This is a genomic window from Alishewanella sp. HH-ZS (assembly GCF_001704375.1).
In the GTDB taxonomy this organism is placed as follows: domain Bacteria; phylum Pseudomonadota; class Gammaproteobacteria; order Enterobacterales; family Alteromonadaceae; genus Alishewanella; species Alishewanella aestuarii.
In genome coordinates this window covers 37,709-52,813 of sequence record NZ_LZEJ01000005.1, presented here as the reverse complement: position 1 = coordinate 52,813, position 15,105 = coordinate 37,709, and the positions used below count along the sequence as shown (strand labels likewise).

The following is a 15,105-nucleotide window of genomic DNA, read 5'->3' as shown; positions in this document are numbered from 1 at the left end:
CGGGCTTTGTCGGGCGCCTGTCGCGAAGCACAGGCGCCGCTGGTCTCAGGCGCCCTGTTTCAACCAGATCGCAACTTTCTTGGCGAAGTAGGTCAGGATGCCATCGGCGCCGGCGCGTTTAAATGCCAGTAACGACTCCATAATCACCGGTTTTTCGGCGAGCCAACCATTTTGAATAGCCGCCATATGCATCGCATATTCACCACTGACCTGATAGGCAAAAGTGGGCACGCCAAACTCGTCTTTTACCCGCCGTACAATATCCAGATAAGGCATACCCGGCTTTACCATCACCATATCGGCGCCTTCTTCCAGATCCAACGCGACTTCATGCAAGGCTTCGTTGCTGTTAGCCGGATCCATCTGATAGGTTTTTTTATTACCACCTTTAAGGTTGCCAGCAGAGCCAACCGCATCACGGAAGGGGCCATAGTAACTGGAGGCGTATTTCGCCGAGTAAGCCAGAATACGGGTGTTAACATAACCTGCGTCTTCCAGCGCCTCGCGGATAGCGCCAATCCGGCCATCCATCATATCCGAGGGCGCAACGATATCGGCACCGGCAGCAGCATGTGACAGAGCTTGCTTCACCAGCGCCTCAGTGGTGATATCATTTAGCACATAACCGTTATCATCAATGATGCCGTCCTGACCGTGGGTAGTAAAAGGATCCAAGGCCACATCAGTGATAATGCCCAGTTCCGGAACCTGCTGTTTCAGTAGTTTTACCGCCCGTTGCACCAGCGCATCCGGCTGCCAGGCCTCTTCAGCGTTTAATGACTTCTTCGCTGCCGGTACCACCGGGAACAGCGCGATGGCAGGAATACCGAGAGCAACCAGCTCTTTCGCTTCCTCAAGCAGCAGGTCGAGACTCAGTCGCTCAATACCTGGCATGGAGGCGATACTCTCCCGTTGTTGTTCACCTTCGACAATAAACAGCGGATAAATCAGATCATCGACTGTCAGCTTGTGTTCGGCCATCAGGCGGCGACTAAAGTCCTGTTCACGCATCCGGCGGGGCCGGCTGGCTGGGAAATAGCGATTTGTATTCACTTAGCGATCCTCAAGTTGAAATAGCCGGCAGCTATTAGCATAGGTTTGCGCTGCGATTTCGGCCAACTCACGGCCAGTCAGCCGCGCGACCTCCGCCGCTATCGCCGGCAGTAACGCCGGGGTATTACGTTTTGGTCTGGGTCTTACTGTTCTGGGGAGTAAGTAGGGGGCGTCGGTCTCCAGAATTAAGCGATCGGCCGGAATATAGTGGATGGCTTGCTGTAATGCCTGACCGCGACGTTCGTCGCAGAGCCACCCGGTGATGCCAATATAGAGCCCCAGGTCCAGGTAAGCTTGTAGCTGACTGCGATCGCCGGTAAAGCAGTGCGCGATGCCATAGCTGATTTGTTGCTCGTTTAGCATCGCCAGTTGGGTAGCAAAAGCATCCCTTTCATGCAGGTACAGCGCTTTATCAAGCTGTTTAGCCAGTTGCAGCTGCTCGGCGAAAACCTGTTGTTGTTGCTGACGCGGCGAAAAATCGCGGTTAAAGTCCAAGCCACATTCGCCAATCGCGACTACGCCAGGCTGAAGTGCCAGCTGTTGCAGGCTAGCCAGCCAGTCGCTACTAACCTGGGCTGCCTGATGCGGATGGACGCCTGCTGTGGTGTAGCAGTTCGCATATTGCAGGCGGAACCCCAGGTTGTGTTGGCTTTCTGCCAGCTCACTGCTAATTAACAGCAAACGCGCTATGCCAGCCGCCTGCGCTTCGTCCACAATAGCGGCTTCCTGACCGGCAAATTGCGGGCTAAATAAATTTACCCCGGCATCAAACCAGCGCATCTTAGTTGCTGCGTACCACTTTCAAGGTGCGGTTGCTGCCATCTTTACCCAGATAGAAAGCGCCCAGCATGCCACGCTTAATATAGATGCGCTCACCGCTTTGTAGGGGGAATTGGCCAGAGCCGCTCTGACGCCAGATTTGGCCATTATCCAGCTCAATAATCATTTCTTTACGTGGACTCAGGCTAAGCTTGGTGACAGTGGCATAGAGTTGGTCCACCGGATCTGCCGCGACCTGACGATGTTCTTTGCCGAAATTATCCGTGGCTGGCGTGGCTATGGTGGCTTGCCGCGCGCGTTCAGCGGCCTGTGGTGCCGGGGTGGCTACGGTGCCTGCAGTGCGTAGATTAATTTCGTCATAGCAGACCAGCCGCTTTAACGCATTTTGCTCGGTACGGCACTGCTCTAATTGCGCTGCCAGCGAACTTTGCGCCTGTAGCATGGGGCTGGCTAACAGTAACAGGGCGAAAGTTGAAGTCGTAAACAGTAATTTCATGGTTCTTGTTCCTGCGAGGGTTCATCAGTCTTGGGCTGATAAAAACGGCTGAGCCAAAGGCCGGCTTCAAACAACAGCCACATCGGAATAGCCAGTAGGGTTTGTGATAAGACATCAGGCGGTGTTAATAACATGCCAAGTACAAAGGCGCCGACAATAATATAAGGGCGCTTTTCGGCCAGTGCCTGCCGGGTTACGCTGCCGCTCCAGATCAATAACAGAATCGCAATCGGGATCTCAAAAGATAAGCCAAAAGCAAAGAACAGCTTCAGCACGAAATCCAGATAGCTGCTGATATCGGTAGCAATGGTGACACCGGCCGGCGCGACACTGGTAAAAAAGGCGAAAATCAGTGGGAAGACGACAAAGTAGGCAAACGCTATGCCGGCATAAAACAGCAGGGTGCTGCTGAAAACCAGCGGTGCCATCAGCTTTTTCTCACGGCTGTATAGCGCCGGCGCAATAAATTGCCACACTTGCCACAGAATATACGGAATAGCCAGACAGATCGCGACGATAAAGGTCAGCTTAAAGGGCGCGAAAAAGGGGGCTGCAACGTCTGTGGCAATCATGCTGGTGCCTTCCGGCAACACCGCTAACAGTGGTTCTGCCAGCAGGGCGTAGATATCACGCGCAAAGTAAGCCAGCGCAGCAAAGACGATTAAGACCGCAATAACGCAGCGGAGCAGACGGTTACGTAACTCGACGAGGTGACCTAACAGGCTGTCAGGATCCGGTTTTGTTTTCATTATTTACAGCGGTCTCTTCGGCAGTTGGTGCTGGAGTTTCTGGGGTTGGCACTGGCAAAGGTGTCGCCTGAGCAGAACTGGCCGGGCGCACCGCATTTGCCGCTTCGGTGAGCTCCTTTAGCGCTGCGGTTTCCTCAGCAGTCAGATTAACCAGGCCTTTGGCTTCAGCGTCTTTTAGCTTTTGATGTAACTCATGTACACGCAGGTTGTCATTCAGCTCGGCCTGCATTTGCTGGCCAAACTGTTTGATACTGCGCACTGTCTTCACGGTACTGCGGATCGCCCCGGGCAGGCGTTCCGGTCCCAGCACCAGCAGGGCGACCACCGCGATAACCAGCAGTTCCCAAAAGCCCATAATCAGACTTTATCTTTTTCAGTGTTAACCGTGTTGCTGTTGGCAGCGGTGTTTTTCTGCTCTGGCAGCTGTTGTGGCTTTTGCTCGGCGGCTGGCTGTTCCGGCTGCTCTTCATCTTTAATTGAGCTGCGGAATCCTTTGATGGCTGAGCCTAAATCAGAGCCAATACCGCGCAGCTTCTTGGTGCCGAACAGCAAAACAATAATCGCCAATACAATCAACAGTTGCCAGATACTAATACCACCAAAACCCATGCTCTTATCCTCGGAATTGCCTGACTGCTGCTAGTGCAGCAGCGCCCTAACCGTTAGGGCGATGGCACCGGCCCCCAACAGGCTGGCCAGTACCGGTAAATTGATGCTAAGCGCTATACTAGCACTGATTAAGCTGGCTGCTGCAAGCACCGCACTAATAATTTGCGCTTTCCCATGTTGCTGTTGTTGTTGCAACGCTTGTAACTGCAACAGCAGCGCCTGTTGTTGCCGTGGGCCTTGCTCCAGATAGCGGTGCAGTAGCTCCGGCATCTGGGGCATTTTTTCTGCCCAGAACGGAAAATTCTCTTTCACCTGCCGCCAAATCGCTGGCAAGCCTACCTGTTGTTTGACCCAGTTTTCCAGAAAGGGTTTAGCGGTTTTCCATAAATCCAGTTGCGGATACAGTTGCCGCCCTAAACCCTCAATATAGAGCAGGGTTTTCTGCAACAGCACCAACTGCGGCTGGACCTGCATTTCAAAGCGGCGCGCTGTATTAAATAAATTCAGCAGCACATGCCCAAAGGAAATCTCAGCCAGCGGCTTTTGAAAAATTGGCTCGCAGACGGTGCGGATCGCACTTTCAAATTCTTCTACCTTGGTATGGGCGGGTACCCAGCCAGAGTCCAGATGCAGCTGTGCCACCTTGCGATAATCGCGATTAAAAAAGGCGACAAAATTTTCTGCCAGATAGCGCTTATCTTCGGCATTGAGGGTACCCACGATGCCACAATCAATACCGATATACTTTGGATTTTCCGGATGCTCACGCGCAACGAAGATATTCCCCGGATGCATGTCGGCATGAAAAAAGCTGTCACGGAATACCTGGGTAAAAAACACCTCGACCCCGCGTTTGGCCAGCAGCTCCATATTAGTGCCTTGCGCTTCCAGTGCCGCGATATCAGAAACCGGAATACCATAGATCCGTTCCATGACCATAATATTACTGCGGCTGTAATCGGCGTAAACAAAAGGAATATACAGCGAATCTGAGCCTTCAAAGTTGCGTCGTAGTTGAATAGCGTTCGCTGCTTCGCGTTGCAAATCCAGTTCATCGAGAATGGTTTTGCGATATTCCGATACCACTTCCCGTGGCCGCAGACGTTTGCCATCGGGTAACAGGCGGGCCGCGATTACGGCCAGGCTGTCCATCAGGGCGAGATCAGCCAGGATTTGCTTTTCGATCCCCGGGCGGATCACCTTAACCACGACAGCCGCCTGGGTGCCGTCAGCTAATTGCAAGCGGGCGCTGTGCACCTGGGCAATCGAGGCCGAAGCCAGAGGTGTAATGTCGAATTCGGCGAACAGCTGCTGGATATCATTTAGTCCCAGCGCCTGTTCGATTAATGCCTTGGCTTGCTCACCAGGAAAGGGGCTGACCTTATCCTGTAGGATCGCCAGCTCGTCTGCCAGCTCGGCCGGTAATAAATCGCGCCGGGTGGATAACATCTGGCCAAACTTAATCCAGACCGGTCCCAGACTTTGCAATGCCAGACGCAGTCTGGCGGCGACAGACTGTTCGGGATAGCGGTTTTTTAACCAGAACAGACAACGCCGCGCCGCCCGGGCATACCAGGGTTGCCACTGGGCAGGGATCAGCTCATCCAGCCCATATTGCAGCAAGGTTTTCTGGATCTGATAGAAACGGCTTAGGCGCACCTGGACTCCTGCAGTTGTTGGATTTTGCGTCGGACTTGCTCTACCTGCCCCTGCAGTTGGCTAAGCTGTTGGGTAAACAGCTCGTATTCTGCCCGCACCGGTACTAATTGCAGTTCATCCTGTACCAGCTCGAGCTGTGTTTGCTGTAACAACTGCCATTTCTGACTACAGTAGCTGTTGAGTTGGCTTAACGTCTGCAACAATTTATGACTGGTGGCATCCCCCAGATAGCGGGCAAGCTCGGTTTGCCAGTCGGGGTCAAGCTGCTGGAAAAAACTGGCATATTGCTGCGCCAGCTGTAAGTCGCCGTCAATTTGCAGGGCATCGGCTTTGATCAGGCGGGTTAACTGGCTGGGGTCGCGCAATTGGCGCAAACTGGCCAGATCGGTACTGATCCGGCAGTCGGCCGTTTCGTCCTGCTGATTAAACAGCAAACTATCGCTACCGGCGCTGACCACTATCGTCAGTTTCAGCTCGCGTAAGGCGAAAGCCAGCTGTTTGCCTTGTAGCTGACGCAGTTTGGGCAGGCAGGATGGATCCAGCGCTATCGCTTTGCGGCTGAGCCGCTCTGCCACAGCACACAGCAATTGTGGCAATAACGGCAACATCAGAATTTATAGCCCCGATGTAAGGCAACAATACCACCGGTCAGATTATGGTAACTGACTTCCTGGAAGCCGGCGTCCTGCATCATCTGCTTTAAGGTTTCCTGATCCGGGTGCATCCGGATTGACTCGGCCAGATACTGGTAGCTTTCTTTATCATTGGCGATCAACTGGCCCATAAAAGGCAGAATGCGGAACGAGTAGAGGTCATAAGCTTTACTGAGTAATTCGCTTTCTGGTTTGGAAAACTCCAGTACCAGCAAGCGACCACCGGGCTTGAGCACCCGGAACATTGAGCGCAGTGCCGCATCTTTATCGGTGACATTACGTAAGCCAAAGCCAATAGAGACAATATCGAAGCTGTTGTCGGCAAAGGGCAGGGCTTCAGCGTTGGCTTGCACAAATTCGATATTATTCACCAGGCCCAGGTCACGCAGTTTATCGCGGCCGACATTTAGCATTGACTCATTAATATCGGCCAGTACCACTTTGCCGCTTGGACCAACCCGTTTGGAGAATAAGGCAGTAATATCGCCGGTACCCCCGGCCAGATCCAGTACCTGTTGCCCGGCCCGCACGCCGCTGCAGTCGATAGTAAAACGTTTCCACAGCCGGTGAATGCCCATCGACATCACGTCATTCATAATGTCGTACTTGGCGGCGACCGAGTGAAAGACATCGGCGACCATCGCAACTTTCTGCTCTTTAGGTACAGATTTAAAGCCAAAATGCGTGGTGTTATTGGTAGGTTCGGACATAACAAAGCCTGCTTGGGAACATTAGGCCGCTAGTGTAAAAGATTACGCCGGCCGAGCCAACAACCAGAGGGGATCCCGTTAAAAAATATGCAACACGCCCGTCAGACAGCGGCCAGCATGGCCTCGTTGGCAACCTGATTGCGGCCACGTTGTTTTGCCAGCTGTAACACGTTATTGGTGCGCGATAAAAACTGATACCAGTTTTCCGATGCCTGATACAGTGCCACACCCAGTGAGATAGTGATTTTCGGTAAGCTTTTCTTATCCCGGGCGGAGACAAAACGCAGTTTCTCAACGCCTTTGCGGACTTGTTCGGCAATTTCGGCGGCGGTTCTCAGGTCTACATCGGGTAGCAGCAGTAAAAACTCTTCCCCGCCAGAGCGCACCGGCATACCACTTTCCTGTACATAGCTGCGCACTTTTTTCGCCACCTTGGACAAAATAATATCGCCAATGGTGGCGCCATAATCCTGATTAAAACGGGCAAAGTGATCCAAATCTACCGCAATAGCCGCGATGCGTCGGTCAGGTTGTTCGCTTAACCACAGCTCAACCTGATTTTGCATCGCCACCCTGTTATACAAGCCAGTCAGGGGATCTTGCAGTCGTTGCTGTTTTAGTTGTTCCAGCTCATCACGCAGCTGATGGCTTTGCTGGTTTGCCGCCACCAGTTGCTGATTCAATTGTTGCTGCTGTTTACGGTAGGCGAGGGTGACTTGTTTCAATTCGGCCAGCGCCGGAGGCATCGGCTGGGCATCTTGCTCCAGCTTAAAGGCGGTATGATCCAATTGGTCGATAAAGTTTTCGGTGGCTTCAGCGGCGAGGTCAGTGTAACCGGAAAGCCGGCTGACCATACCTGATACATCCTGCAACAGTTGCTCCTGTTGCTGATGTTCCGGCATTAAATAGCGGTTGTACAGCTCCGCCATAATAAAGTCGTCAAACTCGGCCTTAGCTGCCAGTTTCTGTTCTATCGCCTGACACAGTTCAGCGTTATTCCCACTGATGTATTCGTAGGCAACAGTGTAATTGGTCGGATGCGCGGCAAGCTGGTTATGGCGCAAAAAGGCACCTACCTGCGTTGCTTTGTCCAAAGCTTGCTGCATCGTGTCCTTGTACTTCATGGCAGGGATCAGGGCTCCATCAGCGCAATCTTATTATTCTTTCAAACCTATAGTACGTGATAAAAGATTACAGGCAATATCTTTTACAGATAATTTAGTGATTGTATTGAAATTCGCAGTGCGCCGGAGTTCAGATTGCCGAAAATAGCGATAAAGTGCCGGTTTAATCGGTTCCGTGCTCTGCTTTTTTGCGGTCAGACAGGTACAATCAAGGAAAGAAAATCAAAATAACAGGGAATCACTGATGCAAATACGAGCAAAACCCCTCAGTCTGATTGCTGCGATACTGCTGTTGGCAGGCTGTGCCAGTAAGACTCCGGACGCTGTGGCGCCGGGCTTTAGCCAACTGGCTGAGCAGATTTGGCAGGCTGAAACCGCCCTGCGTACGCCAGCACCGGGTACCTTAACCGATATGTCGCCGGCAGCACTGGCTGCACGGCAACAACAACGGCTGGCATTGCAGCAGCAGTTACAGGCGGTTGACCTGACGCGGCTGAGCGAACAGGATAAGATTAATCACGCCATTCTGAGTTATCGGCTGGCGGATGAGATCGATCAGTATCAATTTAATGCGCATTTGATGCCATTGACCTCTGAATCGGGCTTTCATACCTCGCTGGCGTTTAGTTTTCAGCGCTCTGCTTTACGGCAAGTCGATGATTACCAGCAATATTTACAACGGTTGGCCGCGATTCCCGGTTATATGGCGCAACAGATCGCGCTGATGCAGCAGGGCCTGGACCAAGGTATTACCCAGCCGGCGGTAGTGCTGGCGGGTTTTGAGCAAAGTATCAGTTCCTATATTGCCCTGCCTGAGCAAAGCGTGTTTTTTCAGCCGCTACAGCGCAAATCAGACCTGATCAGTGAGCAGGAATGGCAAAGCTTCCGGCAGCAGGCCCTCGGCATAATTGAGACGGCGGTGAATCCGGCGTTTCAGGGCTTCTACGATTTTATGGTGCAGCAATACTTACCGGGCGCACGCCAGGATATTGCTGCCAGCACCTTGCCAAATGGCGCGGCGTTCTACCAAAATCGCTTGGAGCACTACACCACGCTACAGATGACGCCGCAGCAGGTACACGACATTGGTCTGGCGGAAGTGGCGCGGATCCGTGCTGAGATGCAGCAGGTAATTGATAGTCTTGGCTTTACCGGCAGCTTTGCCGATTTTGTGCAGTTCTTGCGCGAAGATCCGCAATTCTACCCGCAATCAGCCGATGAGCTGCTGCGTTATGCCGCCTGGTTGTCGAAGCGGGCCGATGCCCAGTTACCGCGCTTCTTTAAACTATTACCACGCACGCCTTATGGCGTGGTAGAAGTGCCGGCAGAAATTGCTCCCAAATATACGACTGGCCGCTACTCCGGTGCTGCCCGTGACGATCAGGCGGGTTACTACTGGGTGAATACCTATGCCCTGAACCGGCGACCACTGTATGAAATGGAAGCTCTGACACTGCATGAGGCGGTACCCGGCCACCACTTACAGATCTCCCTGGCGCGGGAGCAAGGCGATTTACCGGACTATCGACGCACCTTCTACACCTCAGCCTTTGGCGAGGGCTGGGGTTTGTATGCCGAGTATCTGGGGCTGGAAATGGGCTTTTATCAGGACCCATACAGTAATTTTGGCCGTCTGACCTATGAGATGTGGCGTGCTGCGCGGCTGGTCGTAGATACCGGCATGCATAGTCTGGGTTGGAGCCGGCAGCAAGCGATCGACTTTTTGGCCGAAAATACCGCCTTATCAATGCACAATGTGCAAACGGAAATTGATCGCTATATCAGCTGGCCGGCACAGGCGCTGTCGTACAAGCTGGGTGAGTTGACCATTCGCCGGTTGCGGCAACAGGCGGAACAGCAACTGGGGGATAAATTTGATATCCGAGCCTTCCATCAGGTCGTGCTGGGTAATGGCAGTGTACCGCTGGCGGTGTTGGAACAGCAGGTACAAAATTATATCCAGCAGCAACTCAGCGGCTCCTAACAGGACATAAAAAGAGAACGCCGACTAAGCCGGCGTTGTCATCTATTTCTCTCTGGAAAACTGAATCAGTATCAGAAATTAATATCTAACCCCGAAGGACAATATCAGGGGCAGTATCAATCTGGCCTTCCTGGTCAATCGCCGCCAGCTTACCGTCAAAATCCAGTACCGCAAGCTTGCCATACGGTAAATGACGGACAAATTGTAGCTGGTAGCCATAACGCTGCAATTCAGCGACCGAGAATTTCTGCGCTAAACTTAACTGATCCCAAAAATAATTAAGGTCCTTTTCCGTCTGGCGCCTTTCCTGTACCTGTATAGCTAGCATAACGGGCTCCAAAACACAGGATTAAGTGAGGGACTATTGTAACGCTAATAGATCCCGCCATTGTTGTATCGTAACTGGCATCACTGACAATCTGCTGCCTTTTTGTGCAACAGGCAACTCAGCCATCTTAGCCGAGCTTTTAATTTTGTCCAGTGTTATTAGTCTGGGTAATTTGTTTACAAAACGCAAATCGACGGCGACCCAACGCGGTTGCTGCGGCGAGCTTTTCGCATCGTAATAAGGGCTACGGGGGTCAAATTGACTGGGATCAGCATAAGCTGCTCTGACCACTTCCGCAATTCCGGCCACACCAATGTCTTTGCAACTGGAATGGTAGATCAACACCTGATCGCCGACCACGACACCATCGCGCAGAAAGTTTCGCGCCTGATAATTGCGCACACCTTCCCAAACAATAGGGGTTGTCGGTGCGCGCGCAAAATCGTCAATACTGCATTCGCTGGGTTCAGTTTTAAATAACCAATAGTTCATTTTGCCAGGCTCCGGTAATTACGGCAGAATAACCCCTCTTGCTAGCGGAAAAGGTTACCGTATGAGTCAGGTACTTGCGAATTTATTATCACTGCTGAAACTTGAGACCATAGAGTTGGGCTTATACCGCGGCCAAAGTCAGGATCTGGGGTTTAAGGCGGTGTTCGGTGGTCAGGTGATGGGCCAGGCGCTATCGGCAGCCAAAGAAACGCTGCCCGAAGAGCGTAAATTACATTCGTTCCATTCGTATTTCTTACGCCCGGGTGATGCCAGCAAGCCGATTGTCTATGAAGTTGACAATATCCGTGATGGCAAAAGCTTTAGTACCCGCCGGGTCAGTGCCATTCAGTATGGTAAACCGATCTTCTATATGACGGCGTCATTCCAGGATGAGGAGCTGGGCTTTGAACATCAGCTCAACATGCCACAGGTACCGGGCCCGGATCAGCTGGTATCGGATCTCGATTTCTACCAACAGCATGCGGCGCAAATTCCGGAAAAGTTACGCAGTAAGTTTATCTGCGAAAAACCGATCGAAATGCGGCCGGTGGATTTTCAAAATCCGTTTTCGCCGGTGGTCAGTGCGCCAAAGCGTTATGTCTGGTTTAAAGCCAATGGCAGCATGCCAGATGATCTGCGGGTGCATAAATATCTGCTGGCCTATGCATCAGACTTTAACTTTCTGCCTACTGCTTTGCAGCCGCATGGTCGTTCTTTTATGGCGAAAAATATGCAGGTCGCCACTATCGACCATGCCATGTGGTTTCATCAGGATTTTCGTTTTGATGACTGGTTGCTCTACGCTGTGGATAGCCCGGCCGCATCCGGCGGCCGGGGTTTAGTGCAAGGCCAGTTTTTTACCCGCGATGGTAAACTGGTGGCGACCACTATCCAGCAAGGGGTGATCCGCGAGTATCAGGAGCCGGGTTGAGTGGTTGCGGCCTCCGGCATAATGCTGTGAATACTCTGTAACACTTCGCTACGCAACAACAAGTTAACGGTAGCCGCCAGCCGCGACAAGGCTGGCGTTGCCTGTAACCGGTTGTCCTGATCTGACTGACAGTAACCCTCCAGTTTTAATGCCTGGCTTAAGCCGGCAAACAGATTCTTGTCGTAGTATTCCGGCGCATTGATGCCATGCAAGGTTAGTAAACGTTGCGCCAGCTGATGGCTTTGCTGTTCCAGCTCTGGGCGCGGCAGCGGGCCATGCGCCCGCAGCAGGTTAAAGACCATGGCATAGCGCTGCAGCGTATGTTCGGCGTTGTGCGCCAGCAAATCTAACATCATATATTCGCGGCTGTGCTGCGGTGGTGCCAGATAATCTTCGCCGTCCTGTATTAATAACCCCTGCGCCTGCAGTTGTTGCACCTGTTGCCTGATATAGTGCTGCAGTGAGGGCACCTGCAAAAATAGCTCATGTTTTAACAGGCTATACAGTTGCTCGGCCAGGCTTTGCAATTCAGTCAAACTGAGTCGCTGCTGTCTGAGCACAGCTGAAGCCAGAATGGCCGGCAGAATAAACAGATGCAGAATATTATTCCGGTAATAACTCATCAGTATCGCTTGCTGCGGGCTTAGACTGACCAGTTCACCGAAACTGTCTGCCGTCAGCATGATTTTTTGCATCTTGGCCGCATGCTCCAGCATTTGCTCGGCACTTTGTTCTGGCAGGCTGACATTAGCATGATAGGGTACTGCTTGCTGCAGCGTCAGATAGGCTTGCAGCTGTTGCACCAGCTCTTGCCGGGTCAGGCTATGCTTATCGCTGGCCAGCAAACAGAGGGCAATCAGGTTAATGCTGTTCAATGCCGCCGCCTGATTGATATGCCGCATAATCTGCTCGGACAACTTGCCGGTCACCGGATTTAACCACTGCGGTTTAGGTGCTTCCAGTGGGTTAATTTCACTTTTCCACGCTGGCACTTGCTGGCTCAGATACTGGTTCAGTGAAATCGGCTCGCCAAAGTTGACATAGCCATAGCCATAATCGCGCAGATTACGGATTGCCTTCAGTACGCCAAACACCGATTCTTTTTGCTTACCTGAGCCCTGCAGTTCGCTAAGGTAGGTATTGACCTCCATCACATGCTCGTAACCCAGATACACCGGTACCAGCGTGACCGGGCGATCGATACCGCGTAGCATCGACTGTACTGTCATCGCCAGCATGCCGGTTTTGGGCTGCAACAGCCGGCCGGTGCGGCTGCGACCGCCTTCAGTGTAATACTTAACGGCATAACCTTTGATAAACAACAAACTCAGGTATTCACGGAATACGGCTGAGTAAAGCTTGTTGCCACTAAAGCTGCGTCGGATAAAGAAAGCGCCACCGCGGCGGAAAATGGTACCGGCTGGCCAGAAGTTCAGATTGATACCGGCCGCAATATGCGGCGGCACCAGGCCCTGATGATAGATGATGTAGCTAAGTAATAAGTAATCCATATGGCTGCGGTGACAGGGGACATAGACAATTTCGTGCCCTTTTTGTGCCAGCTCGCGCAGCTGATCGGCATTTTTTACCTTGATGCCGTAGTAGAGTTTTTGCCATAACCAGCTGAGGATACGGTCGCCAAAGCGTAGCGTCGAGGTGCGGTAGTCTGCGGCAATTTCCTGCAATAACTTGCGGGCTTCCTGCTGGGCCGCCTGATAACTGATGCGTTTAGTTTCGGCCTCGTCGGCAATGGCCTTTTTCAGCGCCGGTGAAGCCAATAACGCATTAAATAACTGATTACGTTGCATCAGTTTGGGCCCGGTTGCCGCCAGCCGTTGCCGGTAAAAGTGGATCCGCGACATCCGTAACAGTTTGCGCGCCGTTTCCGGTGCGGAACCAAACTGGGCCGCCATTTGTTGCAGATCCACGGGTTTACTCAGTCGCACCAGCGTATGGCGTCCGGAAATTAGCACAATAAGTAATTTTGCCAGCCAGTTTGGTGAGTGTGCTTCGCCAATCAGCCATTTAATGCTGTTCTCTTTACCCGGTGCCCGGCCCCATAAAATGGCAGCCGGCATTAACTGCGCTCTTAGCTCAGGCTGTGCCAGATGGGCGGCTAACAGTTGCTGGCCTTGTTGCAGGGCACGGGTTTTGCCGCGCCCGCCGATCAGCCGGTGTGGTTGCTCCAGAAACAGAGTGCGGGGCAACAGCTGTGACCCTAATTGCACCTTCGATAGCGGATCAGGTAATTGTAACTGCTGACATACCCGGCGTAAGGTTGCCAAATCACTGGCGGACTCAGTATGGCAGATATACAGCAAGGGCCGTCCGGGCTCGACTCCAAGCGCATGCAGCGGATTATCGGGCACAATTTTATATTTCACCAACAGCCGGATGGGCCATCGTAACAGTTTGGTAAACAGCTTAAAGCCTGACAACATAACCTTACTGACCTGAAAAAAATGGGCGCTAAGAATAGCATAGCTGATCATAGCAGCAAGTTTTGTTCGCGCTGAAAACTTGGCAAGGCCAGAAAGACTGTATATACTCACAGTAAATACTGTATGGGTAGCCAGCATGAACAGACCTCTTACTCCACGACAGGCAGAAATTCTGCAGCTGATTAAGGATTATCAACAGGAAACCGGTATGCCGCCGACGCGGGCAGAAATTGCCGTGCGGCTGGGCTTTAAGTCAGCTAACGCAGCGGAAGAACATTTAAAAGCTCTGGCCAAGAAAGGTGTGATCGCGATGTTACCCGGCACCTCTCGTGGGATCCGTTTACTGGAAGAGGACGCGCCCCCGGAGCAACTGGGTTTGCCATTAATTGGTAAAGTCGCCGCCGGTCAGCCGATCCTGGCAGCAGAGCATGTCCAGGATCATTACCAGATCGATGCCAACCTGTTTAAACCGCATGCTGATTTCTTATTGCGGGTGCAAGGTATGAGTATGCAGGATATCGGTATTCTGGATGGCGACTTACTGGCCGTGCACAAAACCCAGCAGGCGCAGCCAGGTCAGGTCATCGTCGCGCGGGTCGATGATGAAGTCACGGTAAAACGCTTTCAGCGCGATGGCCATCAGGTATTGCTGTTACCGGAAAATCCGGATTTTGAGGTGATAAAAGTTGACTTGCGGCAGCAATTTTTCGCCGTAGAAGGCTTGGCAGTTGGGGTGATCCGTAACGGTAGCTGGTTATAATTTATAAAATTTCTCAATAGCTTATTTTTAAAAGCGCTGGTATGACCTGTTGGTTTTATCGGCACTTTTGCATTTTAGGGGTTTACATAATCTTCATCCTGGATAATTCTTAGACGGTAGCCGGCGAAAAAATAACAACAGGTGTGCCGCTACTGATTTCAGCGCTAGCCTCGAAATCAACCCAAGAACAATAACAATAATAAATTGCGAAACTTATATCCCCGAATCTTTAAGGATGAAGGGTATAGCACATAGATTCGGTTGGGTGGGTAGTAAAAAAACCGTGTAGTTCTGTGTACTTGGTTTCTGCAATTTGCTTTGCAAATGACAGAGGAG

16 protein-coding genes are annotated in these 15,105 nt (G+C 52.0%); 3 read left to right on the top strand and 13 right to left on the bottom strand.

Translation table 11 applies throughout. The annotated features are described in order from the left end of the window. Positions 1-45: 45 nt before the first annotated feature. From hemB to A9165_RS03190, 10 genes are all read right to left on the bottom strand, one after another. Positions 46-1,053, bottom strand: a complete 1,008-nt coding sequence (hemB, locus tag A9165_RS03235; RefSeq protein ID WP_065954874.1) for a porphobilinogen synthase — start codon at positions 1,051-1,053, stop codon at positions 46-48. Continuing rightward, positions 1,054-1,833, bottom strand: coding sequence for a TatD family hydrolase (locus A9165_RS03230; RefSeq protein ID WP_065954873.1), 780 nt, complete (start codon positions 1,831-1,833; stop codon positions 1,054-1,056). Between the two features lies 1 nt (position 1,834). Next, positions 1,835-2,329: a hypothetical protein gene (locus A9165_RS03225; protein WP_008609709.1), complete on the bottom strand. Its 495-nt coding sequence runs from the start codon at positions 2,327-2,329 to the stop codon at positions 1,835-1,837. Then, positions 2,326-3,078, bottom strand: coding sequence for a twin-arginine translocase subunit TatC (gene tatC / locus A9165_RS03220; RefSeq protein ID WP_008609708.1), 753 nt, complete (start codon positions 3,076-3,078; stop codon positions 2,326-2,328). The genes A9165_RS03225 and tatC overlap by 4 nt, the downstream gene beginning before the upstream one ends. Further along, positions 3,056-3,433, bottom strand: a complete 378-nt coding sequence (tatB, locus tag A9165_RS03215; protein ID WP_008609707.1) for a Sec-independent protein translocase protein TatB — start codon at positions 3,431-3,433, stop codon at positions 3,056-3,058. The genes tatC and tatB overlap by 23 nt, the downstream gene beginning before the upstream one ends. Before the next feature lie 2 nt (positions 3,434-3,435). Next, positions 3,436-3,687 (bottom strand): Sec-independent protein translocase subunit TatA, encoded by a 252-nt coding sequence (tatA, locus tag A9165_RS03210; RefSeq protein WP_008609706.1) that lies wholly within the window; start codon positions 3,685-3,687, stop codon positions 3,436-3,438. A gap of 30 nt (positions 3,688-3,717) precedes the next feature. After that, positions 3,718-5,346, bottom strand: coding sequence for a ubiquinone biosynthesis regulatory protein kinase UbiB (ubiB, locus tag A9165_RS03205; RefSeq protein WP_008609705.1), 1,629 nt, complete (start codon positions 5,344-5,346; stop codon positions 3,718-3,720). Then, positions 5,337-5,954: an SCP2 domain-containing protein gene (locus A9165_RS03200; RefSeq protein WP_008609704.1), complete on the bottom strand. Its 618-nt coding sequence runs from the start codon at positions 5,952-5,954 to the stop codon at positions 5,337-5,339. Before A9165_RS03200 ends, ubiB begins: the two co-directional genes overlap by 10 nt. Then, the gene (gene ubiE, locus A9165_RS03195) at positions 5,954-6,709 is read right to left on the bottom strand and encodes a bifunctional demethylmenaquinone methyltransferase/2-methoxy-6-polyprenyl-1,4-benzoquinol methylase UbiE (protein WP_008609703.1); all 756 of its coding nucleotides are present in this window, start codon (positions 6,707-6,709) and stop codon (positions 5,954-5,956) included. Before ubiE ends, A9165_RS03200 begins: the two co-directional genes overlap by 1 nt. A gap of 101 nt (positions 6,710-6,810) precedes the next feature. After that, positions 6,811-7,815 (bottom strand): GGDEF domain-containing protein, encoded by a 1,005-nt coding sequence (locus A9165_RS03190; RefSeq protein ID WP_008609702.1) that lies wholly within the window; start codon positions 7,813-7,815, stop codon positions 6,811-6,813. A 262-nt stretch (positions 7,816-8,077) separates the two neighbouring features. Here A9165_RS03190 and A9165_RS03185 point away from each other — a divergent pair, with 262 nt between their 5' ends. After that, a complete protein-coding gene (locus A9165_RS03185) occupies positions 8,078-9,817 on the top strand; it encodes a DUF885 family protein (protein WP_008609701.1) in 1,740 nt (579 codons plus the stop codon). An 85-nt stretch (positions 9,818-9,902) separates the two neighbouring features. Here the strand turns inward: A9165_RS03185 and A9165_RS03180 are convergent, their stop codons facing one another. Then, entirely contained in the window at positions 9,903-10,145 is a 243-nt protein-coding gene (locus A9165_RS03180) for a hypothetical protein (RefSeq protein ID WP_008609700.1), read from the bottom strand. A 33-nt stretch (positions 10,146-10,178) separates the two neighbouring features. Beyond that, positions 10,179-10,637, bottom strand: coding sequence for an EVE domain-containing protein (locus tag A9165_RS03175; protein ID WP_008609699.1), 459 nt, complete (start codon positions 10,635-10,637; stop codon positions 10,179-10,181). A gap of 61 nt (positions 10,638-10,698) precedes the next feature. On the opposite strand from A9165_RS03175, the gene tesB reads away from it, so the two are divergent. Next, a complete protein-coding gene (gene tesB, locus A9165_RS03170; protein WP_008609698.1) occupies positions 10,699-11,568 on the top strand; it encodes an acyl-CoA thioesterase II in 870 nt (289 codons plus the stop codon). Here tesB and plsB read toward each other — a convergent pair. After that, positions 11,553-14,009 (bottom strand): glycerol-3-phosphate 1-O-acyltransferase PlsB, encoded by a 2,457-nt coding sequence (gene plsB, locus A9165_RS03165; RefSeq protein WP_218060727.1) that lies wholly within the window; start codon positions 14,007-14,009, stop codon positions 11,553-11,555. The two genes, tesB and plsB, sit on opposite strands and share 16 nt — an antisense overlap. Positions 14,010-14,145: 136 nt before the next feature. On the opposite strand from plsB, the gene lexA reads away from it, so the two are divergent. Next, the gene (gene lexA / locus A9165_RS03160) at positions 14,146-14,769 is read left to right on the top strand and encodes a transcriptional repressor LexA (protein WP_008609696.1); all 624 of its coding nucleotides are present in this window, start codon (positions 14,146-14,148) and stop codon (positions 14,767-14,769) included. Positions 14,770-15,105 lie beyond the last annotated feature (336 nt).

Bases quoted from the DNA above. Each gene is read 5' to 3' on its own strand.
- A9165_RS03200 (WP_008609704.1), bottom strand. From the start codon at position 5,954: ATGTTGCCGTTATTGCCACAATTGCTGTGTGCTGTGGCAGAGCGGCTC.
- plsB (WP_218060727.1), bottom strand. From the start codon at position 14,009: ATGTTGTCAGGCTTTAAGCTGTTTACCAAACTGTTACGATGGCCCATC.
- A9165_RS03180 (WP_008609700.1), bottom strand. From the start codon at position 10,145: ATGCTAGCTATACAGGTACAGGAAAGGCGCCAGACGGAAAAGGACCTT.
- A9165_RS03225 (WP_008609709.1), bottom strand. From the start codon at position 2,329: ATGAAATTACTGTTTACGACTTCAACTTTCGCCCTGTTACTGTTAGCC.
- ubiE (WP_008609703.1), bottom strand. From the start codon at position 6,709: ATGTCCGAACCTACCAATAACACCACGCATTTTGGCTTTAAATCTGTA.
- tatA (WP_008609706.1), bottom strand. From the start codon at position 3,687: ATGGGTTTTGGTGGTATTAGTATCTGGCAACTGTTGATTGTATTGGCG.
- A9165_RS03190 (WP_008609702.1), bottom strand. From the start codon at position 7,815: ATGCAGCAAGCTTTGGACAAAGCAACGCAGGTAGGTGCCTTTTTGCGC.
- A9165_RS03175 (WP_008609699.1), bottom strand. From the start codon at position 10,637: ATGAACTATTGGTTATTTAAAACTGAACCCAGCGAATGCAGTATTGAC.
- A9165_RS03185 (WP_008609701.1), top strand. From the start codon at position 8,078: ATGCAAATACGAGCAAAACCCCTCAGTCTGATTGCTGCGATACTGCTG.
- A9165_RS03230 (WP_065954873.1), bottom strand. From the start codon at position 1,833: ATGCGCTGGTTTGATGCCGGGGTAAATTTATTTAGCCCGCAATTTGCC.
- tatC (WP_008609708.1), bottom strand. From the start codon at position 3,078: ATGAAAACAAAACCGGATCCTGACAGCCTGTTAGGTCACCTCGTCGAG.
- lexA (WP_008609696.1), top strand. From the start codon at position 14,146: ATGAACAGACCTCTTACTCCACGACAGGCAGAAATTCTGCAGCTGATT.
- tesB (WP_008609698.1), top strand. From the start codon at position 10,699: ATGAGTCAGGTACTTGCGAATTTATTATCACTGCTGAAACTTGAGACC.
- tatB (WP_008609707.1), bottom strand. From the start codon at position 3,433: ATGGGCTTTTGGGAACTGCTGGTTATCGCGGTGGTCGCCCTGCTGGTG.